Source organism: Aeromonas crassostreae, assembly GCF_054052445.1.
The window spans coordinates 121,733-143,755 of record NZ_JBSTYM010000005.1; the positions used below are offsets into that span (position 1 = coordinate 121,733).

Below are 22,023 nucleotides of genomic sequence, written 5' to 3' on the forward strand. Positions count from 1 at the left end.
TGACTCACCGAGCGTGCCCATGCTCGCCCTGCAGACGGAAGACGTCGATCACGGCCCGCAGCGCCGCAGGCAACTGCCTGTGGCCGGGATAGTAGAGAAAGAAACCGGGGTAGCTGATCGACCAGTCGGCCAGGACCCGGATCAATCTGCCCGTGGCAACCAGCTCATCATGCTCGGGGCTTTGCGCCGTGTAGACTAACCCTATGCCGTCCAGTGCGATGCGGGTCATCATGCCGATGCTGTCGACCGTCAGAGGGCCGCTTACCGGCACCGCCAGGCGTCTGCCCTCTTTCTCGAACTCCCAGCGATATAGGGATCCCCCGCTGATCTCCCGAAGACCGATGCAGTCATGGTGTTGCAAGTCGGCAGGGGTCTGAGGGATGGCGCGCTGCTCGAAGTACGCCGGGGAACCGTACACAGCGACATGGAAATCCGCGGTCAGACGCACCGCGCTCATATCCTGCTGGATGTCGTCCCGGATCCGCACGCCCGCGTCGAAGCCTTCCCCGACGATATCCACGAAGCCATCATGGGTGGTCAGCTCCAGCCGGACATCCGGGTACCGACCAAAAAATGCCGGCAGCTGCGGCAGGAATACCAGGTCGGCGGCGATCCTGGGCATGTTGATCCGTACCCTCCCCCGCGGACTCTCCCTGAACGCATTCACGCTCTCGACGGCATTGGCAATGGTGTTGAACGCCGGGGCTATCTCCGCCAGCAGGGCCAGACCCGCCTGGGTCGGTGACACTGTGCGCGTGGTGCGGTTCAGCAGTCTCACGCCGAGCCGCTCCTCCAGCGCCCGCAAGGCGTGGCTGAGTGTGGATGCCGTGAGATTCAAGCGGGCAGCCGCCTTGCGAAAACTCTTCTCCTCTGCGACGGCCACAAATGCCGTCAGTTCGCCAAACTCACTCGTGCGCATGCCACCCCCTATTGATGAATATAAGCCAGCAAATCATGGGATATAACCCAGCTTATTCACAGCAATAAATCGACTTATAGTCTGGCCTCGGTTCAACATGCTCATTTGACGAGGTACAAACATGTCTCAATCATTACGTCTGCAAGGTCGCGTCGCGCTGGTCACGGGTGGGGGGAGCGGCATTGGTCGGGCGGCGGCGCTGGCGTTTGCCCGGGACGGCGCCAGCGTGGTGGTCGCCGGACGACGAGAGTCCGCGCTGCTGGACACGGTTCGTCTGATCCGCGAACAGGGGGGCGAGGCGCTTGCGGTGCCCACGGACGTCTCGAACGGCGATCAGGTACAGGCATTGATAGCCACGACACTGGCCCAGTTTGGGCGGCTGGATGCGGCCTTCAACAATGCGGGGGTGGAAGGGTTTGCCCCCATCAGCGAGATGAGCGAGGCAGAATTTGACCGCGTGATCGCCATCAACCTGAAGGGTGTCTGGCTGTCGGTGAAACATGAGTTGGCGGCAATGAGCGCCGGCCACGGTGGCGCGATCGTCAATACCTCCTCCTGGCTGACTCGCGGCGCGAGTGTGGGCTCGGCGGCGTATTCCGCCAGCAAGGGCGGGCTGGATGCCATGATCCGCGCCCTTGCGCTGGAGGCTGGCCCGCACAACATCCGCATCAATAACGTCAATCCCGGCATCATTGACACCCCGATGGCGCAACGAATGGGCGCCAATGAGGAGACCCTCAAACCCTTCGTGCACCTGACACCGGCAGGGCGCATCGGGAAAGCGGACGAGGTGGGCGACGTGGTCGCCTGGTTGTGCAGCGACGAAGCCCGGTTTGTCACAGGGCAGAGCCTGCTGGTCGACGGTGGCTTCACCATCGCCGGGTTGCGTTAATGGGCGGCGCGACTGCCCAGAGATAGCGCATCAGTCTGCATGGGTCCCAGCCCAGGCCCCATCGGCCTGGGCTCGGGACTCATTACCTTGGCGAAGACGTGGCGTGCTCAGACCCTGATCCGACGGGTGACCGCCACCGGCTATGCCCGGGTGTCGATCAGATGTTGCGCTATCCTGGCATCGGGCATCATCTGCAACAGCCCCTCCACCAGATCATTCGCCGCCGCCTGCAAGGCCTCAAGGGGCATGGGCGGCAGGCTCTCCAGGATGAACCACATCTGCTGCGCCGTTGCATCGAGGCGCGTCCTCACCCCCTGACGCCAGTTCCAGCGGCGGCAGGTCACCCCCTGCTCATCGCGCCAGATGACCTCCCCCGGCGCGGGGGATTCCTGGATGATGATGCCCTCCTTGACCGTATCGAACCGCTCACTGCCATCGGCGATGGTCAGGTGCGGCATCCCCACATAGGCGCCATAGTTTTCCCCACCGATCGGCACCCCATACATCAGGCTGGTGGCGTTATAGAGATCCACGACCGGGTCTATGGTCGGCAGGCTGCCGCCACGTTGGACGCGCTGGTAGAGCGCCTGCGCTGAGTTGGGGGTGCGCTGCGCCTTGGCACCAAAGCGCCGAAACACCTCAGCCCAGGCCGTGAAGTGCGTCTCCCCCCACTCGGGGCGACTGGCGAGGAGAGACTCGCAGGCCCGGGCTAGCCGCGCCCTGGCCACGTCGGGATGAAGGAGCGGGCCCGCCGCCACCGTGATGCTGATGGCACGAAAGCCTGGGGCTATCTCGGCGATCCTCGGGTCAATACGCGGTAAAACGGGGGACATACGCTCTCCTGTGATGGGGTTGGGTTGCTCGGACTATCCCCCTCAACCAACCGTCGCGGGGAAGCTGGCACCGGATCCCCCGCCATCGCGGCCTGAGCGGCCGGTCGGGGCACCTGGGTTCAGGGCGGTGATTTCCCATGGTAATCAGTAATATGGCGAGGCTGGGACAGTGCCGGTGTGCTCGCATTCTTGTCCGGCAAGCGCATTAGCTCAAATGATTAAAGTAGATATGCCATTAATTTTACTAAAGCCCACCCCGTTCCCAAGGCGCAGACCAGCTGACCGCAGACAACCCCACCAGCCGGTTTGGCGCCCGAGTCAGCCGAGCCGGTGCATCGATGTCCTGGTATGAGCCCTGCGGGATAGAGATGAAAAAAATCCGGAACCCATGCGGTGTTCCGGACTCTCCAGCCCTGTACTGGGCGCTTAACGGATCGGTTGTGTGGGTGACCCCGCCTTGCCTATCTGGCTGCCTGGCACCACCAGCGCCCAAACAGGCGATCCACCTGTGGGGTCAACCAGGCCAGTACCCGCTCGCAGAGCGGTGTGAGTAGCAACCAGGGCAGCATGATGAGGCTGATGGAGAGCGACCCCATGTAGATATCGGTGAACCAGTGCGCCCCCACCATGATGCGCGGCAGGGTAAACAGCACGACCATGGCGCAGGCAGCCCACCCCATCCAGCGTGGTGCGAAGCGCAACATAAAGGTGGCGAAGATCATCAGCATCAGGCCATGATCGCCAGGAAAGCTGTCACTAGAAGCGTCCTTGGTCGGAAAATCGATCAGGGTGGTCAGACGCAGCGCCCCCGGCATGCTCAGGGTCGGACTCGGACGCTCGAGCGGGATGAGGTGGCCAATGCGATTGAGCAGCAGGGCCGTCACCACCATCAGCAGACCCATGGCCACCCAGCGGGCGCGCCCCTGGCCGTCACTGCGCAGAAACAGCGTCAGCAACATCCCCACCATGCAGGAGAGGGAAACCAGATCAAACAGACGGTGGTTGGTGATGGCCATGAACAGCCGCCACGGGCCAGGCTCGGCGAGCAGGACGTTGAAGCCCCGGAAGATCCCCATGTCCCAACGCGCCCAGAGGCCGTGTCCAGGGAGCAGCCACCAACTCAATGCGACCAGGGCGCCCAACAGCGGGGCCACATACAGTCCAGCCTGTCTGTTCATGCTCGATTCTTCTCTCATCTGGGTACGAAGGGGGCAAATGTTAGTGCGCGCCCCTGGAAAAACAACCCACCAACTGTTTCCAGATGTTACACGCTGCCTTGGCGCGGGCGCCCTTTTCGAGCTAGTATGCCCCGCCCTCTTCTGACATGGATCCCGTCATGCGCAGCTATCTGAGAATGGTGCTGTTCGCCCTCGGCCTGCTGGCCGGCGTACAGCTGCCCGGCCTGCTCGAACTCTATTTCCAGCGGATCGATGCCCGCCTGCAGCAGGCCGAGCTCAGCCTCTCTCCCTTCCAGGCCAACGCCGAGCGTCACTTCGCCGGCGATCTCGGTGCCCTGCTCCACCATTATCAGGAGAGCCAGGACCCTGTGGTGCGCGACGACGCCGGCAGCATTCGCCAGCTGATCGAACAGCGGCGCATGCTCAGGCAGGAGCAGGCCCTGGCCGCCGCCCCCTGGTATCGCCAGACGCTGCACCTGCTCGGCGGAGCCAGCCGAGAACTGGTCAGTGACACCCTGGCCCACTACGGCTATGTGGTTCCCCTCAAGCAGGAGGCCATCGTCTGCGGTCTGCTGGGCGGCGTGCTCGGCGCCCTGCTCGGGGATCTGTTCTGGGCCTTGCTGGCCTGGCCATTTCGACCGGCGCCGCGCCGGCGTGGGGAACTGCGCTGACGCCATGGCACCGCCCGGTCCCAGGGCATCCCTGCAGATGCCGTTCAACGCATGTCGCCGGATCCCATGCCAGCCAGCGTCACATAGCATGGCGCGCAAATAAAAAGCCCGACCTAATCAATAGGTCGGGCTTGGTATGTGGCGGAGAGACAGGGATTCGAACCCTGGGTGGCATTGCTGCCACAATTGATTTCGAGTCAATCCCGTTCGGCCACTCCGGCATCTCTCCGTGGCGGCTATTCTGACTCACTCCCGGCGCGAAGATCAATCTCAATCTCTTTGAAGATCAACCAACTGGATAGAAATGCGCCGCCTGGGGCAACGCCCTGGGCCGCGCCCTCCTCCCCACCAGGGGAGAGGCTTGACCTGACTGGCTCCCACCTTGCCCCGGCAGGGACGCCGCCCTCCCCGGTTCGACTGCCGGGCTGGCTTTCACGGCCCGATTGGTTGACAATTTCGCCCTCATTTTCCCCTCCCAGAGGGACCCATTTCGACGACTTGGACTCATGATGCTCAACTTGCGTATTCTGCTGCCGCTCCTGACCGCCTGCTGGGCAGGCTCTGCCCTCGCCACCCGTTACCCCCTGCCCGAGGCCAACAGCCGCCTCATCGGCGCCCCCGAAGACTACATAGTGCAACAGGGGGATCACCTGGAATTGATCGGGGCGCACACCCAGACAGGCTTCCTCGCTCTGCTGGAGGCCAATCCCGGGGTCGATCCCTATCTGCCCAAGCCGGGCACCCGGCTGACCCTGCCGACCCAGATGCTGCTGCCGGACGTGCCGCGGGAGGGGATCGTCATCAACCTGCCGGAGCTGCGGCTCTATTACTTCCCCAAGGGCAAGGCGGAGGTGGTGGTGCTGCCCATCGGCATAGGTGACATCGGCCGCGAAACCCCCGAGATGACCACCACCGTCATCGCCAAGAACCCGAACCCCACCTGGACCCCAGGCCCCATGGTGCGCAAGTCCTGGCTGGAGCAAAAGGGCATAGACCTGCCCGCCGTGGTGCCCCCGGGCCCGGACAACCCCCTTGGCAAGTTCGCCATGCGTCTGGGCTATGGCAACAAGGACTACCTCATCCACGGCACCAACAAGGAGTTCGGCGTGGGGCTGAGGGTCAGTGCCGGCTGCATCCGGCTGCGCCCCGATGACATCGAGTCCCTGTTTGCCATGGTGCCGGTCGGCACTCAGGTTCGCGTCATCAACCAGCCGGTCAAGAGTGCCATCGAGCCCGACGGCAGCCGCTGGCTGGAGGTGCACTCCCCCCTGTCTCGCACCGAGCAAGAGCTGGAGCAAGGCGCCCCCCTTGTGCTGAGCCCGGCGGTCAAGGGCTTTATCGACGCCCCCGAGGTGGATGCGGGTCAGGCCAGCCTGGCGCTGGAGCGCAAGAGCGGCATGCCGCTGCTGGTGGGTGGCTGAGCCTGGCCATGATGCACTCCCTGATCCGGCTGCGGCCCCTGCTTCTCCTCTGCCTCCTGCTGGGGGCCGGCCCGCTCGCTGCCGCCGACATCCTCTGGATGCACAACGGCGATCGCCTGAGCGGCAAGGTCGAGGAGATGACCGACAAGATGGTGCGCATCAAGCTGCCCTATGGCCAGCCCCTCACCATAGCGCGCAGCGCCATCATGCGCTGGCGGCTCGACAAGCCCTACCAGCCCAGGCCCACCGCCAAGGGAGGGATCGACTTCAATCCCCTCGGGAATGCCGAGCGCGTCTGGCACATGGCGGGCAACGGTGACGTCAACATCAAGCTCAAGAGCAACACCAGCAGAAGCAACGACGTCAACCTCAAGGGGAACCTGGAGGTCGCCAACATGGATTGGCGTTACACCCTGGAGGGGGAGTACAACTACGAGACCAAGGATGGCAAGACGGACAACCACGACTACCAGCTCAAGCCCATCGTCGATATTTTCTTCGATCAGAGCTGGTTCTGGCGCAGCTCGCTGGATTACGAGTATGACCTGGTCGACACCAACTACCTCTCCCTCGACCTGGGTACCGGGCCGGGCTACCGCTTCTGGAACGACAAGAAGCGCCGCCTCGAACTCATCGCCCTTGGCGGGGTGCGCCACGCCTATTGGAACGATGACAACGACGCCATCATGGAACTGTTTGGCAAGCTGCATGCCTCCTACCCCTTCGCCAACCTCGGCTGGGACTATCGCCAGCCCATCTGGCACGAGCGCATCGAGCTGTTTAGCAAGGGGACCTATCTCAAGTACCTGGATCAGGACACGCCGCTGTTTACCCTCAACCAGAGCATCAACGGCAGCATAGGCATGCGCTACTACTTCAATGACAACGTGCGCCTCTCCTGGTCCAGCGAGCTCGACTGGGACGACGCCTGGTTCAATGGCCCGCAAGGGCGCGTCACGGTCGATGACAAGGAGTGGCGCCAGTACATCAGCCTGGGGGCCAGCTTCTAGGAAGGCGGCCCCTCGCTCGGGGCCAGCCATCAACCATCCACAAGCAGGCCAGCGGCTAGGGAGACGGTCCCATCCGGGGCCATCCATCAGCCATCAACAAGCAGGCCCGAGGCTAGGGACACAGCCCCTCATCCGGGGGCCAGTCATCAGCAAGGGGGCCAAGGCCCCCATGGTCGATGCGGCGCGCGGCCCCAGACGTTGTGCTCAGCCGCCCTTGACGCACTTCTGGATAAAGCTGCTTTTAGCCGCCCCCGCCAGCTGCTTGGCGCTGGCCGCCTGCTCGCACTGGCTCGCCTTGGCAGAGCCCCCCGCCGTCCCATCCTTCACGCATTTTTGGACAAAGCTGTTTTTGGCCGCTCCCGCCAGCTTCTTGGCGGCGGCCGCCTGCTCGCACTGACTCGCCTTGCCAGTGCCCCCCGCCACCCCATCCTTCACGCATTTTTGGATAAAGCTGGTTTTGGCCGCTCCCGCCAGCTTCTTGGCGCTGGCAGCCTGCTCGCACTGGCTCGCCTTGGCGGTGCCACCCGCCGCCCCATCCTTCACGCATTTTTGGACAAAGCTGCTCCTGGCCGCTCCCGCCAGCTTCTTGTCGGCCGCCTGGGCCTCGCACTGCTGTTGCGCCGTCATGGTGGCGCCGTGGGCCATGCCCACCCCCATCAAACAGACGCTCATCAGGATGACAATACGCTTCATATGACAACTCCCTACCCTTGGTTCCATTGTTGTTTTTCCGCATAGATCGGGCCAAACGAGGCACCCTCGCTACCTGCCCTACTATAGTCGTCCCGCCCCGTGACGAAATTTTGGATACGAAATGTGGGACACCCACCTTTTTAAGCAAGCCATCACCCGGCAGCTGGCTGTGAACAACCTGGTGGGGTGACCCAGGCGTCGGAGTGCCTCATCCATGAACTGGGTTCCATGCCGTATGTATCACCGGGGAATATTCCGAAGGGGTGGCGGAGCAGCAGGCGGGGCAATTTGTGCTGCCGGCACGCAGGGAGCGAGGTGACCCCCGCGGCGTGAGACCAAGGCCACAGCAGCACGGTGTGAAACAATCCAATAAAAACAATGCCAGTCCGCCTTGACTGACTGGCATTACGGCCTGGAGGGCGCGGTTTGCAACGCTTGTTGTTGATAGCGCGCTATGGTCCCCTCCTGCTTCATGTGTCGAATCACATCGGCCAGGGGGGCCAGCAGCGCTCTGTGTCTGCGATGGAGATAAACAAATGACTCGGCCGTGTCCATGATGCCTGCCACATAGACGCTGGCGCTCGCCCCCGGCCTGCCTCCCTGCTCCGCCAGGGCCTGCTGGGCGACGATGGTTTGCTCGATATAGATATCGCTGCGGCCGATCAGCAGCTTGCCCATTCCCTGCTCTACCGTGCCAATATCCGACAGCTTCTCTGGCGCGACCACCTTGCTCAGCGCGGCCTGTGCCAGCTTGGCCCCACGGCGATATTCCACCCGATAATCGGTTCCCCTCAGGCTATCCCATCCCCTCAGATGGATACCCGGGGTCACGGCGTACGCCTCATAGGAGAGCGTGAAGTGAGATTCGGGGACTTGCAGCAGGGTGCGGGTCTGCCGTTGATACTCGGCGGAGCGGTGGATCTCGCCATCGACCTCCCCCCTCTCGGCCATCTGGGGGGCCCGGCCGCCCGGATAACCGACATAGCTGAAGTCGTAACCCAGGCGGGCAAAGGCATCCTGGTAGATAAGCTCGAGCCAGCGTCCGTACATGGACTCCTTGGTATCTATCGAGCTCACCAGGGTAATCGTCTTCGTGGGTTCCCCCCAGGCCTGGGAGGCGAAGAGCAACCACAGCAGTGACGAGAGGCAGATCCTGGATACCGGCAGCATGGATTTTCCTGATGAGCAACGAGTCTTGACAGGAAACGGCTGGCGCAGCCTGATCCGCGGCGATTGCCGGTTCAGATGGCATGGCACTCAGCCGAGCCTGAAGAAGCGATGAGTCCCCAGCCCTTTCTATCTCCATGGCTGAAAATACCTCTTAACAAGTCATCTTCATACAACAAAAACAACCGCGGGCGCTCATCACTGGGGCCAGGGGAGTGATAACGTCATCCGTTGACCGCTTCGGCCGGTCAGCGCACGATCACCTTGGGGGTGCCGGCAATCGGGTCCGGGTGTATTTCTGCATCCAGGCCAAATACCCGGGCCAGCAGGGCCGGGGTCATCACCTCCCCCGGCGAGCCCTGCGCCACCACTCGTCCTGCCGCCATCACCACCAGCCAGTCGGCATAGCGGCACGCCTGATCCAGGTCGTGCAACACGGCCACCAGGGTCTTGCCCCTGGCCCGGAGATCGCCAAGCAGCCCCATCAGCTCCACCTGATGGTTGAGATCCAGATAGGTGGTGGGCTCATCGAGCAGCAGGTGATCCGTGTCCTGAGCCAGGGCCATGGCGAGCCAGGCTCGCTGGCGCTGACCGCCGGAAAGCTCGCTCACCGGCCGCTCGGCCAGGGCTTCGATGCCGGTGGCGGCCAGGGCCGCCGCAACCTGGGCCCTGTCATCGGCCCCCAGCCGCCCCCAGAACCCCGTGTAGGGCGCGCGGCCATAGCCGACCAGCTCCCTCACGCTCACCCCCTCAGGCACCTGCTGCACCTGGGGCAACAGGGCCAGCTCCCGCGCCAGCTGGCGAGCGGGCACGCTGGCGATGGGGCTATCCCGCCACAACACCCGACCGGCACTGGGATGAAGGATGCGGGCCAGCGCCTTGAGCAGGGTGCTCTTGCCACAACCATTGGGACCGATCAGGGCGGTGATCCGTCCCGGCGGCAGCACCAGATCGATGCCACGCACCACGGGCTCGCCGCCATAACCCACCACCAGTTGTTCCACAGCCAGCACTATGCAGCCCTCATCTTGAAAAGCAGGTAGAGAAAATAGGGGGCCCCCAGCAGGGCCGTCATGATGCCCGCGGGCAGCTCCAGCGGCGGCGCCAGGATGCGCCCAGCCAAGTCCGCCAGCAGCAACAGCAACGCCCCCACCAGCATGGCCATGGGCAGCAGACGCTGATGGCAGCCCCCCACCAGGGCCCGTGCCAGATGGGGGGAGACCAGACCGATAAAGGCGATGGGGCCGCAGATGGCCACGGTGGCCGCACTCCAGCATACCGCCACCAGCAAGGCCAGCAGCCGCACCCGGCCCACTCGCTCCCCCAGGGTCGTGGCCTGCTCTTCCCCAAGCCCGGCCAGGTTGAGCCGCTGACAGAGCCAGAGCACCAGCGGCAGCAGGCTCAACCAGGGCAGGAGCCCGAACAACTGGGGCCAGCCCCGTCCCCACAGGCTGCCGGTCAGCCAGAGCAGGGCGGCATTGATCTCCACCGGACGGGTGAGCAGCAGAAAATCCGTGATGCTGGCATAGAGGGCCGACAGTGCCACCCCGCACAGCGCCAACTTCACCGGCGCGGTGCGATGGGCACACACCAGCCAGAGCAGCAGGGCCGCCAGCAAGCCTCCGGCCAGGGCGATCCAGGGCAGCAGCCAGAGCGAGAGGCCGGGCAGCAGGGTCAACAGCACGACGGCCGCCAACCCGGCACCATGGCTGATCCCCAGCACATCGGGAGAGGCCAGGGGGTTGCGGATCACCCCCTGTACCATGACCCCGGCCACCGCCGACATGCTGCCTACCAGCAGCGCCAGCAGCAGGCGGGGCAGACGGTACTCCTGAATGGTGAAGTGATCGGCCCCGCCCCACAGCCCCTGCCATACCTCGGCCGGACTCAGGGGGACGGCCCCCAGGGCGAGGCTGACCAGCGCCCCGGCGACCAGCAGTGACAACAGCAGGGGAAACATCAGCAGACGGTTCATCGGCGTCCCCGCACCAGATAGAGGAAATAGGGCGCGCCCAGGAGGGCCAGCACGACCCCGACCGGGGTCTCGCTGGGGAAGACCAGGGCCCGGCCCAGCAGATCGGCGGTCGCCACCAGGGCGCCCCCCAGCAGCAGGCAGAGGGGCAGCACCCGGCGCATGTCCATCCCCACCAGGGCACGGGCCATGTGCGGCACCAGCAGGCCGACGAAGCCGAGGGCGCCGCAGGCGAAGACGGTGATCCCCACCAGCATCAGCACCAGCAGACTGCCCCAAAGCCGCAGCCAGCCCAGCCGCAGCCCCAGGCTGATGGCCCTCTCCTCCCCCACCCCCAGCAGGTTGAGGGCGGGGGCCAGCAGCAGGGCGAGCAGCAGCAGGGGCAAGGTCAGAGGCCACAGCAGGGCCACCTTGTCCCAGTCCGCCTGGGCCAGACTGCCCGCCAGCCAGCCGAGCACGGCCACCGCCTGATCCTCGGCCAGCATCACCAGGGTCTTGGTACCGGCGCCGCACAGCGCCGTCACCGCCACCCCGGCCAGCACCAGTTGCCCCTTGTCCCGCCCCGGCTGCCAGCCGCCTCCCACCAGCATCACCAGCAGCCAACCAAGGCCGCCGCCAAGCACGGCAGCCAACCCGCCCGGGACAAGGCCAAGCCAGGCCGGCAGCGTCGAGACCAGCGCCATGGCAAACCCGGCGCCGGCCGTGACGCCAAACAGGCCGGGGGAAGCCAGCGGGTTCTGGGTGATCCCCTGCATCAGGGCCCCGGCCACCGCCAGGGCCGCCCCCACCAGCAGTGCCAGCAAGAGGCGTGGCAGGCGCAGATCATGCACCAGCACCTGGCTTATCTGATCCCGATCCGGGCCCCAGACGCCCGCCAGGGCCGCCTCGGGGGTAATGGGGAACGAGGAGAAGGCAAACAGGCTGGTCCAGCAGATGAGCAACAGCAGACACAGCATACCGAGCAGCCGCATCAGGGAAGCAGTCCGTGCACCAGATCCTCGGCCATGGACTCGGCCGCCAGCAGACCCCGGCTGCGGGCCCAGCGATTGCCATCCACCTTGAGCAGATGACCCTCGCGGGCCGCCGTCAGCAGCGACCAGAGGGGTTCCCGCTGCCAACCATCCACCACGTTGGGGGAGGCATAGGTGCCGAGGATCAGATAGTCGGGATTGAGGGCGAGCAGTTGCTCAAGGCCTATCTGGCGAGAGGCCTCCTTGTCTCGCGCCGCCACCTCGGGCACCGTCAGGCCGAGGGCGCGGATCACCCCGGCGGCAAACGAATCGGGCGCATGGAGATAGAGGCCGTTCTCCCGTGCCACCGCAAACTGCACCCGGCCGGCCAGCTGCTTCAGGCGGGCACCCTGGCGGGCCATCCGCTCACCGTGCTGGGCGATGCGCGTCGTCATCGCCTCCCCCTGACCCACCAGGGTGGCGATGGTCTGGGCCGCCACCAGGCTCTGTTCATAGGTTTCGCGCCGGGAGGAGAGCATCAGGGTCGGGGCAATCTGACGCAGGGTGGCGGCGATGGCACCGTGACGCTCCCAGTCGGCGATGATGAGGTCCGGCTTGAGGGCGGCGATCACCTCCAGGCTGGGCTGAGCCCGGGTGCCCACCGACTGCCAGGGCGCCAGCCGCTCGCGCAGGGCGGGCAGCAAGCGGTCGGCATCCATGTCATCGGCGATGCCCACCGGGCTGATGCCGACCTGGACCAGGGCATCGACAAAGGAGAACTCGAGGGCGACGATGCGCGCCGGAGCCCGGCTCAGGGTCAGGGGACCATCTTGCCCCACCACAGTGACGGGCCAGTGTGTCGCGGCCCAGGCGCCTTGCCCCGACCAGAGCCCGGCCATCAACATCAGCAGGGCACCTGCCCGCCTGTACCACCCCATACCTCTCTCCGTCTCGTGACCATTTTGGACCCGCACGGTAGCAAAAAGCGCCGCCCAATGAAAACGAGAATTGCTGTTATTCAACACAAGCTGAATCGATTGAGCCGATAATGGTTTTCATTTAGGATCTGTCGTCCAATAACAATTCACATCAGAGTCAGACACACAGATGATCCAGCCCCCACGTCAACAGGCCCTCTGCCTGCTGTTGGCCGCCGGCAGCAGCCTGGCGCTGCCCGCCATGGCCGCCGATCCCATCCCCGATGAGACCATCACGGTCACGGGCCGCGCCCAATCCCTCTACCGGGTCGGAGGAAGCAGCCTGGCCACGGGTACCGAGACCCCGCTCGACGAGACTCCCCAGTCCATCCAGCTGCTGCCCGCCGCCCTCATCGAGGATCAGGCGGCTCGCCAGGTGACCGATCTCTACCGCTCCATCAGCGGGGTCAGCCAGTACTCCTACTCCGGGGTCACCTTCCGGGGGTTTCGCCAGGACGAGATCCGCTATGACGGTCTGCGGGGGGATCCCTTCAACGGCTTTGCGGTGCCCCAACTCGCCAGCATCGAGGAGGTACAGGTACTCAAGGGGCCCGCAGGCGCCCTGTTTGGCAGCGGTGAACCCGGCGGTCTCATCAACTATGTGACCAAGAAACCCGACGCCCACCACAAGAACCGGGTCAAGGTCACGGCGGGCAATCAGGACTTTGCCGGTGCGGCCATCGACCTCTATGGCGCCCTGTCAGACGATGGCAGCCACAGCTACCGGGCCGGGCTCTATCAGGATCACGAGAACCCGAGCCGCGACAACACGGATACCCGCAACCGCATCCTGGACCTTGGCTATGGTTGGGAGATAGGTGACAGCAGCCGGCTGCTGCTGCAATTTACCGACATCCAGCAGGTGCTCGGCGGGGCACGTCTGCGGGGGGTGCCGACGGATCAGGATGGCAACTTCCTGGCGGACATCGACTGGAACGCCAACGAGGCCTCGGACTATCAACGCCTCGATGCCAGGGTCTATCTGGCCCGCCTGAACCATGACTTCAACGACTGGCTGAGCGGCGATCTGGCCCTGCGTTACTACGAGAACCGCGAGGCCCAGGCCTATCACGAACCCTCCGGCCTCTCTGATACCAATGGCGATGGCGTGGCGGACTGGAGCGCACGGGAGTTTCGCGACCAGGTGCGCAACAACAAGGCGGGTACCCTGGCCGGCAACCTGACGGCCCGACTCGGGGATCACACCCTGCTGGCGGGGGCCGACTATTTTCGCCTCAAGGCGGACTACCTCTATTACCGGGCGCGCAAGGCGGACGGCGTCACCGGGATCAGCCTGAGCGATCCCGCCTATGGCACCAGCAGTGCCAGCGACTACAAGCAGAGCCTGGTCACCGACTCGGATACCCTCTCCGAGCGCTACGGCGTCTTTGTTCAGGATCAGTGGGCCATCACCCCGGATTGGAACCTGCTGGCGGGCAGCCGCCTCGATGGCTTCCGGGACAGGACCAGCAACAACCTCAACCAGGAGGTGGAAAGCTACCGGGGCAGCGGCGCCTCCTACCGCCTCGGCACCACCTATCAGCTGAGCGAGCAGATCAAGCCCTATCTGCTCTGGTCCACCGGCTTCGTGCCCCAGGATGCCGCCAGCCAGACCGGCAGCGTCGGCGGCCCCTTCAGCCCGGAAGAGAGCGAGTTGTGGGAAGCCGGGTTGCGCACCTACTGGTTCGATGACGCCATCAACCTCAACCTGGCCAGCTACCGAATAGTCAAGCGGAACCTGTTGCAGACCGATCCGAACGATACGGATCGCAAGGTGGCCTTCGGCAAGGTGCGCAGCCAGGGGCTCGAAGTGGATCTGCTGGGGGATCTCACGGACAACTGGGTGGCGAACCTCTCCTACGCCTACAACGACACCCGGATCAAGCAGTCCTACGACGGCCTGAGCAGTCAGGTAGGGGATCGCTTCGCCAATGCCCCCGCCCACCAGCTCGGTGCCTGGACCCGCTACGATCTGCCCCGCCTCGACTCGGCCGTGGCCCTGGGGATGGATTATGTCAGCGATCAGCTCAACCAGAGCGGCCAGACCGTCAAGCCCTACACTGTCTTCGACGCCTCCTGGCAGACCCGCTGGCAGGACTGGGAGCTGCAACTCAACCTCAAGAACCTGTTTGACAAGGAGTATGCGGTGAGCGGCTTTATCGAGCGCACCGGTCATTTCCCCGGGGAAGGACGCCGCGCTTACCTGAGCGTTAGCCGGGAGTTTTAGACCAGGATTTGGCATGCCATGCTGACACATCCCCCGACTCCGGGGGATGTTGCTTTACAGGCCCTTGAGATCGAGTGGCTGGTCATAGAGACGGCCATGGGGAGATGGCGAGGTTGCGGGTGCAGGAGACGAAACCAGGCAGACCCCGGATGCAACCGACCCCGCCAGGCGGGGTCTGTTCTTGGTCGAGACCGGCTGCGACCTTAGCGGCGCACGGCTTGACCCAGGATGTCGAACTGACCCAGGGGCAGGAAGAACATCAGGTAGCGCAGGGCCACGTACCCCACCACCAGGGTCGCCACCCCCAGCTCCAGATAGGCCAGCTGATGGAGCTGCTCGGCATAATGGGCCGCCTCTGGCCACTGCGACAGCAGCTGGCTCACCTTGAACAGGGCGGTGGCGCCGATCACCAGGGGGAAGGTGAAGGCGGCGTAGCCCGGCGAGAACGGCAGGCGCAGCAGCTTGATGAAGGCCAGGTAGATGATGCCGGTCATCAGCACGGCTATCCCCAGCAGCACCGCCACCAGCAGCAGGGAGGGATCCTGGCTCACGGTGAGGTAACCGGCCAGCGACAGGCTGGCGGGGGCCGCCAGGATGGCGATGGTGGGCTTGGCGGCATCCGGCACCTCGTGGCTGAAGATGAGACGATAGAGCATCAGCGGCAGCATCAGGCCGTAGCAGGCCATGCCGAACCAGAGCAGGCCGTTGGCCAGGGCGGCGAAGGGGCCGCCCGGGTAGGCGACGTCGGCCACTATGATCCCCACCGGCGGCACGAACCAGCTCGGCACCATGTGATGGATCTCGAACGCCTTGGCCCTGTGCCAGACGAAGGTGGCGAGGAAGGCCAGATGAATGGCCACCGCGAACAGCCAGAGCCCCTGGCCCAGGGTCGGGACCAGCAGCCCCACCGCCTTGGAGACCACCATGGTCCCCATGGCATAGGTGGGCACCACGCTGCCCACCACGGGATGGGCGAGATCCTGCCACAGCAGGCGCGGGTGCAGCAGGAATTTGAAGGTGAGGACGAGCAGCAGCACGGCGGCGATGGCGGCCCCCAGCAGTTGCAGGCGGCCATCGAACTGACCGGCATTCTCCCAACACCAGCCGAGGCTGGCGATCCCGAGCGCCAGACCGGCCATGGGGGTCGGGGCGGCGGCAAGGGAGCGACGGGTGCGTGCGATCATGACGGGTACCCTCTTGTTGATGACGATGGCCATAGGATAAAGAGGGTCTATCGTTTACGATATCTAAATGAATTGAACTAAGCGTTTAGGAAAATCAAACAACATGAAGCTGACCCTGCAACAGCTCAAGGTGTTTGCCACCATCGCCCGCCACGGCAACCTGGGGGGCGCGGCCAGCGAGCTCTGTCTCAGCAAGGGGGCCGTCTCCCAGTCGCTGCAGGAGCTGGAGCGCCAGCTCGCCACCCCGCTGTTCGATCGGGTGCATCCCAGGCTTCAGCTCAACGGCGAGGGGCGCCTGCTGCAACCGGCCGCCGAGGAGCTGCTGACCCGGATGCAGGAGATAGAGCAGCTGTTTCGCCCCGACGCCGAGCCGAGCGGCCAGCTGCGGCTGGGGGCCAGCCAGACCATAGGCAACTACCTGCTGCCCACCCTGCTGGCGGGGAGTGCCCAGGCCCTGGGGGCCGCCCCCAGGGTCACCATCGCCAACACCCACCTCTTGTGCCACGCCCTGGCCCACTTCGAGCTGGATCTGGCCCTCATCGAGGGGGAGAACCATCACCCGGACCTGGTGAGCGAACCCTGGCTCGAAGACGAGATGCTGATAGTAGCCCCGCCCCACCATCCCCTGGCCGGGCAGCGGGAGCTGCCCCTCGCCCGGCTCGCAGGCGAAACCTGGGTACTGCGCGAGGCGCAATCCGGCAGCCGCGAGCAGTTCGAGCAGCAGCTCCAGCCCCACCTGCCCCGCTGGCAGGCGGGACTCGAGCTCAACACCCTGGAGGCGGTGATGCTGGCGGTGGAGAAGGGGCTCGGCATCTCCTTCATCTCCCGCCTCGCGGTCTCCGATCGCCTGCACGGTGGCCGCCTGGTGGCGCTCACCCCGAGCCAGACCTTCCCCCGCCAGCTCTCCCTCGCCTGGCACAAGCAGAAGTTCCACTCCGCGGCCCTGCGCCGCTTCCTCGCCTTCTGCCGCGCCCAGTCCCTGCCCGCCCCCTGAGTCGGGCAACCCCAGCGGCGGCGCAGAGGGGTGGCACCCTCAGTCCTGCTGCTGTTGAGATATGAAGAGGGACGGCCCACTGCCTCCCCGATAAGCCTGTGAACTCGCGAGGCGGCGCGGGGAGGCTGACCAAAAACTGCCCGGAATGGCTCTCTTTCACTGTCTCTTGAGTAAAAAATGGCCCTATAGTGTCTTGAGTCCCACTACCCAAAGGTGTCCCATGACCGCCCCCCGCCCCCCCAGATGCACCCTGTCACTGCCCATCTTCATCCCCGGCCTGCTGTTCATACTGGCGCTGCTGGCCGTCTGCTCCCTGGCACCGGAGGCGGCCGCCCGCTTCTTCGGCGACGGCCAGAGCTGGATAGCCCAGCACTTCAGCTGGTTCTATGTGCTGGTGGTCGGCATGTTCCTGATCCTGCTGCTGGTGCTGGCCTTCAGCAGCTACGGCAGCATACGGCTCGGGCCGGACGATGCCAGGCCGGAATTCAGCTTCACCTCCTGGCTCGCCATGTTGTTTGCCGCCGGCATGGGCATAGGGCTGATGTACTTCGGGGTGGGCGAGCCCATGACCCACTTCGTCTCCCCGCCCCAGGCGGCGCCCCTGACCCCGGCGGCCGCCCGCGAGGCCATGGTCACCACCTTCTTCCACTGGGGCTTTCACGCCTGGGCCATCTACGCCATCGTCGGCCTGGTGCTGGCCTACTTCGGCTTTCGCTACAACCTGCCGCTGACCATACGCTCGGGCCTCTATCCCATCTTCAAGGAGAAGATCCACGGGCCCCTCGGCCACGCGGTGGACGTGTTCGCCTTGGTGGGCACCATCTTCGGCATCGCCACCACGCTCGGTTACGGTGTCTTGCAACTGTCGGCGGGGATCACCCGGCTCACCGGGATGGACACCTCGGGGGAGCTGTTTCGCTTCGGCCTCATCGGCGCCGTCATCACCCTGGCCGGCATCTCTGCGGTCACCGGCCTCGACAAGGGGGTCAAGCGCCTCTCCGAGCTCAACCTCTTCCTCGCCATAGTGCTGCTGCTGTTCGTGCTGGTGGCCGGCCCCACCCAGTACCTGCTGGGGGCCCTGTCCGAGAACATTGGCAACTATGTCTCCTCTTTAAGCCAGCTCACCTTCCGCACCTTCACCTACAGCGAGACCCGCCAGGCGGGCTGGTTTGGCAACTGGACCCTGCTCTACTGGGCCTGGTGGATCTCCTGGTCCCCCTTCGTCGGCCTCTTCATCGCCCGCATCTCCCGCGGGCGCACCCTGCGCGAGTTCATCCTGGGCGTCTTGTTCGTGCCCACCGCCTTCAACCTGCTGTGGATGACGGTGTTTGGCAACGCCGCCATCTGGGCCAGCCAGCAGGCGGGAGGCCAGGTTCTGATCGACTCGGTCGGCAGCGTCGATACCCTGCTGTTCAACTTCTTTGACCTCTTGCCGGGGGCCGACATCACCTCGGCGCTGGCGGTCATCCTCATCAGCGTCTTCTTCGTCACCTCCGCCGACTCGGGGGCCTTCGTCATCGACAACATCGCCACCCAGGGCAAGGCGCACTCCCCCATCTGGCAGCGCCTGTTCTGGGCCCTGCTGCTCGGTGTCACCGCGGGTACCCTGATGGCAACCGGGGGGCTGGCAGCGCTGCAATCCATGACCCTCATCGCCGCCCTGCCGTTCGCCCTCATCATGGTGCTGCTCTGCCTCGGCCTGGTGCGCGGCCTCATCGCCGACAAGGAGCACTCGGCCAGGCGCCTCTCCCCGGCCACCGATTTCTGGAACGGCAAGCAGTGGCGCACCCGCATGGATCACCTGCTGCGCCCCTCCACCGAAGGGGAGGCCAGCAACTTCCTGCGCGACATCGCCCTGCCCGCCCTCACCGCCCTGTGCCGGGAGTTCGAGGCCCGCGGGCTCGCCAGCCGGGTCGAGCAGGATGCGCAGCAGTGCCACCTGCTGGTGCCCCAGGAGGGACGGCGCGACTTCTGCTACGGGGTTCGCATCGAGGCCCGCCCCGCTCCCGCCTTCAACCCGTTGGAGGCGGCCCACAACCACGACCCCGAGGCCCGTATCTTCGAGCCCATCACCTTCTTCGCCGACGGCCGCGCCGGTTACGACGTCCAGTACCTGACCCGGGACGAGCTGAGCGCAGACGTCTTGCGCCAGTACGAACGCTATCTGATGCTGAGCCAGGATCAGGGGCAGGATCTGCTGAGTGGCGCCCCCGAACATACCCCGCCCGAAACCGGGGCCTGATGGCCCGCTGACGCGGGCGGGCAAACGGGCAGCGTCTTTGGCCCGACAGGTACTCCGAGCAGGCGCCCAACCCGAGCAATAACAATCCCCCATCACGGGGGATTGTTATTGGCAGCCATCTGGCTAGTTGACGGCGCTCCAGAGGGCAGCCCCTCTCCCTACCCAAAGGGGCAATAGGTGCGCTGGCGCAAAAAATCCAACCTTTCCCAGCAGCTGCGTCAAATTTTGACTGGTTTGCATATGAGGCTTGAGAGTATGCTGGTCATTCGGCGCCTACAGCACCATCCGGGCCCCGCCCGCTGGTCGATGGAGCGCATTGGAAGCTGTAATCCAGGGGCGGTAGCATGGGTTTTGCAATAATCAGCTCGTTTACACTAATGATCTAATCTATCTAAAACATCCAATAAAAATAACCACTTATTGTTTTTTGGCATTTCAATATCAGTAGAGAACTATACTTCCCACCAAGATAAAAGAACACACGCCTAATTATACGAAAAGCACAACCAATTGAAAATATTTTGAAAATAAGGCAGGTTATGTCAGATATACAGCGTTTAAGTGAAGATGAAGTACTCATGATACGTAGAAGAATGGCCACGTTGAAGATTGCAACTCAAGATGCTTTTGGTCACCCAGAGCCTATGAATGGAGACAAATTATCATCTGCTATCTATCGCCAATTTACCTCTGGCGGGGGAGTCTACAAATACAATACCATTCACGACGTAGCAGCTAACCTTCTTTATGGAATAGCTATGAGTCATGCTTTTGAAAATGGTAATAAAAGAACAGCTCTCGTTTCCACACTTGTATTTCTTGACAAAAACAAAACATTCCTCGTCAATACTGATGAGGATGAATTATATGAATTGGTACGTGATGTTGCTGCTCATGAAATTGAATTATCAAAAAACCAAACGCGGACTGTTGATGCTGAAACAGATGCTCTTTCATCATGGATTCGCGATCGAATTCGCCCTAAAACACTAGGCGATAAAGCGATGCACTTTAAGGACTTAAAAGAGCAATTAGAAGCGTTTGGTTGCACATTTGACAAGCCTGATTCAAATTACATAAAAATACACAGAAAACAATGGGTTGTGAAGACAGGATACCCTAAAGCAAATTTTGAACTTGGCGTCGCACAAGTTAAAAAAATTCGCAAGAGCTTACGTCTAGACGAAGTTCATGGCATTGATTCAGCAGGATTCTATGATCTTGAACACACCGTGGACGGCTTCGTCAACCAATACCGTAACCTAATGAAGCGATTGGCGGATTTATAACCCCCTATAAAATAGGCCGCATAAATAAATACCCACCAAATATAATATAGCATCACTTTACCTGCTATTTATGTGAGAGAACAGACTATGAATACCGCCCAGGTTATTTTCATACATGATTATTTAACAAGATATTTCAATTCAAGCGATGACCCTATATCTCCCTCAGGAATAAAAAACCTTACCCTACTAGACTCTGCAGTGAACAGACCATTCATGAGTGTTGGGGGTAGCGATGCCTATAACACTGTTTTTGATAAAGGAGCTGCACTATTTCACTCTTTGATAAACAATCACTGCTTCCACAATGGAAACAAACGAACCGCTCTACTTTCAACCCTTGTGTACCTAAGCGAAAATGGCTACTTGTTAAATTCAGCAACAGATGATGAACTATTTGAATTCACAAGAAAATCTGCCGCACATGAGTTATCAGAAGATCGCCAAAATGAACTCTCAATTATATCATCATGGTTAGAAAACAATTCTAGAAGAAGAAAGAGCGGGGAGCACCAACTTAAATTCTCGGACCTCAGAGAAATACTTATTGGATTCGAGTATGATATCACCGAGTGCACTGGTAGAACCCATGACATAATTAAAAATGGCGTAGTGGTTACATCTATATTACAGAAAGGAGGGAAAGGAAAAGAGGATTATGACAAACAATATATTTCCAAACTCAGAAAAAAATTAAAATTAACCTCGGATTATGGCGTAGACAGTTATATGTTTTATGGAGATCGGGGGTTTGACAAAACATTAGGTCGCTTCATGAAAATGCGAGATAAGGTTATGCGTGAGCTAGCAAAAATATGAAATCTAACACCAAATTTGGGATGTACAGATCTAGTTATCACCTGACACCGGCCTCAAACCGGTGTCTTGTTTACGCTACTTTAAGTGCGCACTTCCTTCGGTATCAATTTCAGAGGAAATCTAGGACACCCACCTTTTCAGCAGGCCCTAACCAGACTGTCGGCAAAGATCTGGGAGAAATCTGGAACTCCCGACTTTCTGGCCTTTCGGTCGCATCCACATGACCCTGTGGGTCGATCACCCCGGCTGGGGCTGACTGCAACCCAGGAGAAGCTGACGGGCCATGTATGCTGCCGTAACCAAGAGCGCGGGGCTATCCCAGCTGTAGGGTAAATTTGGGACACCCACCTTTTTCAGCAAGCCCTAACCAGAACTGTCGGCAAAGACACAAAAATCCGGGATAAATTTGGAAATCGGGCACTCCCGACTTTTTCACCTTTCGGTCGCATCCACATGACCCTGTGGGTCGATCACCCCGGCTGGGGCTGGCTGCAACTCAGGAGAAGCTGACGGGCCATGTATGTTGCCGTAGCCAAGAGAGCGGGGCTGGGCCAAGGCCACCGCAATACGCTGTGAAAAGCCAAT

At 62.4% G+C, this 22,023-nt stretch carries 18 protein-coding genes, 1 tRNA gene and 2 pseudogenes; 10 read left to right on the forward strand and 11 right to left on the reverse strand.

All coding sequences use genetic code 11. The annotated features are described in order from the left end of the window. Positions 1 to 4: 4 nt before the first annotated feature. Positions 5 to 919 (reverse strand): LysR substrate-binding domain-containing protein, encoded by a 915-nt coding sequence (locus ACW5W4_RS05810; RefSeq protein ID WP_427260577.1) that lies wholly within the window; start codon positions 917 to 919, stop codon positions 5 to 7. 121 nt (positions 920 to 1,040) lie between these two features. On the opposite strand from ACW5W4_RS05810, the gene ACW5W4_RS05815 reads away from it, so the two are divergent. Next, entirely contained in the window at positions 1,041 to 1,811 is a 771-nt protein-coding gene (locus ACW5W4_RS05815) for an SDR family NAD(P)-dependent oxidoreductase (RefSeq protein WP_456688717.1), read from the forward strand. Between the two features lie 140 nt (positions 1,812 to 1,951). On the opposite strand, the gene ACW5W4_RS05820 is transcribed toward ACW5W4_RS05815, so the two are convergent. Together ACW5W4_RS05820 and ACW5W4_RS05825 are read right to left on the reverse strand one after the other, a co-directional pair. After that, on the reverse strand, positions 1,952 to 2,644 hold the full coding sequence (locus tag ACW5W4_RS05820) for a B3/B4 domain-containing protein (protein ID WP_456688718.1): 693 nt from the start codon (positions 2,642 to 2,644) through the stop codon (positions 1,952 to 1,954). Between the two features lie 461 nt (positions 2,645 to 3,105). Further along, a complete protein-coding gene (locus ACW5W4_RS05825; protein WP_456688719.1) occupies positions 3,106 to 3,822 on the reverse strand; it encodes a hypothetical protein in 717 nt (238 codons plus the stop codon). A 158-nt stretch (positions 3,823 to 3,980) separates the two neighbouring features. Between ACW5W4_RS05825 and ACW5W4_RS05830 the strand changes: the two genes are divergently transcribed. Further along, positions 3,981 to 4,493, forward strand: a complete 513-nt coding sequence (locus ACW5W4_RS05830) for a DUF2937 family protein (RefSeq protein ID WP_456688720.1) — start codon at positions 3,981 to 3,983, stop codon at positions 4,491 to 4,493. Between the two features lie 139 nt (positions 4,494 to 4,632). On the opposite strand, the gene ACW5W4_RS05835 is transcribed toward ACW5W4_RS05830, so the two are convergent. After that, positions 4,633 to 4,722 (reverse strand) — tRNA-Ser (locus tag ACW5W4_RS05835). A 280-nt stretch (positions 4,723 to 5,002) separates the two neighbouring features. On the opposite strand from ACW5W4_RS05835, the gene ACW5W4_RS05840 reads away from it, so the two are divergent. Together ACW5W4_RS05840 and ACW5W4_RS05845 are read left to right on the forward strand one after the other, a co-directional pair. After that, the gene (locus ACW5W4_RS05840) at positions 5,003 to 5,914 is read left to right on the forward strand and encodes a L,D-transpeptidase family protein (protein WP_427260615.1); all 912 of its coding nucleotides are present in this window, start codon (positions 5,003 to 5,005) and stop codon (positions 5,912 to 5,914) included. Between the two features lie 8 nt (positions 5,915 to 5,922). Beyond that, entirely contained in the window at positions 5,923 to 6,924 is a 1,002-nt protein-coding gene (locus tag ACW5W4_RS05845) for a DUF481 domain-containing protein (RefSeq protein ID WP_456688721.1), read from the forward strand. A 309-nt stretch (positions 6,925 to 7,233) separates the two neighbouring features. On the opposite strand, the pseudogene ACW5W4_RS05850 reads toward ACW5W4_RS05845, so the two are convergent. Beyond that, positions 7,234 to 7,617: pseudogene (locus ACW5W4_RS05850) on the reverse strand (hypothetical protein); the annotation flags it as partial. Between the two features lie 195 nt (positions 7,618 to 7,812). Between ACW5W4_RS05850 and ACW5W4_RS05855 the strand changes: the two are divergent. Then, positions 7,813 to 8,012: pseudogene (locus ACW5W4_RS05855) on the forward strand (IS4 family transposase); the annotation flags it as partial. Between the two features lie 10 nt (positions 8,013 to 8,022). Here the strand turns inward: ACW5W4_RS05855 and ACW5W4_RS05860 are convergent. The 5 genes from ACW5W4_RS05860 to ACW5W4_RS05880 all read right to left on the reverse strand — a co-directional run bounded on the left by ACW5W4_RS05860 (position 8,023) and on the right by ACW5W4_RS05880 (position 12,644). Beyond that, positions 8,023 to 8,787 carry a hypothetical protein gene (locus ACW5W4_RS05860; RefSeq protein ID WP_427260571.1) on the reverse strand — a complete coding sequence of 255 codons (765 nt, stop codon included), beginning with the start codon at positions 8,785 to 8,787 and terminating at the stop codon, positions 8,023 to 8,025. Positions 8,788 to 9,032: 245 nt separating this feature from the next. After that, the gene (gene fecE, locus ACW5W4_RS05865; RefSeq protein WP_456688722.1) at positions 9,033 to 9,797 is read right to left on the reverse strand and encodes a Fe(3+) dicitrate ABC transporter ATP-binding protein FecE; all 765 of its coding nucleotides are present in this window, start codon (positions 9,795 to 9,797) and stop codon (positions 9,033 to 9,035) included. Next, positions 9,797 to 10,759, reverse strand: coding sequence for an iron chelate uptake ABC transporter family permease subunit (locus ACW5W4_RS05870; protein WP_427260569.1), 963 nt, complete (start codon positions 10,757 to 10,759; stop codon positions 9,797 to 9,799). Before ACW5W4_RS05870 ends, fecE begins: the two co-directional genes overlap by 1 nt. After that, a complete protein-coding gene (locus tag ACW5W4_RS05875; protein ID WP_456688723.1) occupies positions 10,756 to 11,727 on the reverse strand; it encodes an iron chelate uptake ABC transporter family permease subunit in 972 nt (323 codons plus the stop codon). Before ACW5W4_RS05875 ends, ACW5W4_RS05870 begins: the two co-directional genes overlap by 4 nt. Continuing rightward, positions 11,727 to 12,644 carry a Fe(3+) dicitrate ABC transporter substrate-binding protein gene (locus ACW5W4_RS05880; RefSeq protein ID WP_456688724.1) on the reverse strand — a complete coding sequence of 306 codons (918 nt, stop codon included), beginning with the start codon at positions 12,642 to 12,644 and terminating at the stop codon, positions 11,727 to 11,729. Before ACW5W4_RS05880 ends, ACW5W4_RS05875 begins: the two co-directional genes overlap by 1 nt. A gap of 169 nt (positions 12,645 to 12,813) precedes the next feature. On the opposite strand from ACW5W4_RS05880, the gene ACW5W4_RS05885 reads away from it, so the two are divergent. Then, a complete protein-coding gene (locus tag ACW5W4_RS05885) occupies positions 12,814 to 14,910 on the forward strand; it encodes a TonB-dependent siderophore receptor (protein ID WP_456688725.1) in 2,097 nt (698 codons plus the stop codon). A 203-nt stretch (positions 14,911 to 15,113) separates the two neighbouring features. Here ACW5W4_RS05885 and ACW5W4_RS05890 read toward each other — a convergent pair whose 3' ends face one another. Beyond that, positions 15,114 to 16,094, reverse strand: a complete 981-nt coding sequence (locus ACW5W4_RS05890; RefSeq protein WP_456688726.1) for a TDT family transporter — start codon at positions 16,092 to 16,094, stop codon at positions 15,114 to 15,116. 103 nt (positions 16,095 to 16,197) lie between these two features. Here ACW5W4_RS05890 and ACW5W4_RS05895 point away from each other — a divergent pair, with 103 nt between their 5' ends. The 4 genes from ACW5W4_RS05895 (at position 16,198) to ACW5W4_RS05910 (ending at position 21,438) form a co-directional block, all read left to right on the forward strand. Next, positions 16,198 to 17,088, forward strand: coding sequence for a LysR substrate-binding domain-containing protein (locus ACW5W4_RS05895; protein ID WP_456688727.1), 891 nt, complete (start codon positions 16,198 to 16,200; stop codon positions 17,086 to 17,088). Between the two features lie 220 nt (positions 17,089 to 17,308). Beyond that, positions 17,309 to 19,330: a BCCT family transporter gene (locus ACW5W4_RS05900; protein WP_456688728.1), complete on the forward strand. Its 2,022-nt coding sequence runs from the start codon at positions 17,309 to 17,311 to the stop codon at positions 19,328 to 19,330. Between the two features lie 539 nt (positions 19,331 to 19,869). Next, positions 19,870 to 20,619 carry a type II toxin-antitoxin system death-on-curing family toxin gene (locus tag ACW5W4_RS05905; protein WP_456688729.1) on the forward strand — a complete coding sequence of 250 codons (750 nt, stop codon included), beginning with the start codon at positions 19,870 to 19,872 and terminating at the stop codon, positions 20,617 to 20,619. 87 nt (positions 20,620 to 20,706) lie between these two features. Next, positions 20,707 to 21,438, forward strand: a complete 732-nt coding sequence (locus ACW5W4_RS05910; RefSeq protein WP_456688730.1) for a type II toxin-antitoxin system death-on-curing family toxin — start codon at positions 20,707 to 20,709, stop codon at positions 21,436 to 21,438. Positions 21,439 to 22,023 lie beyond the last annotated feature (585 nt).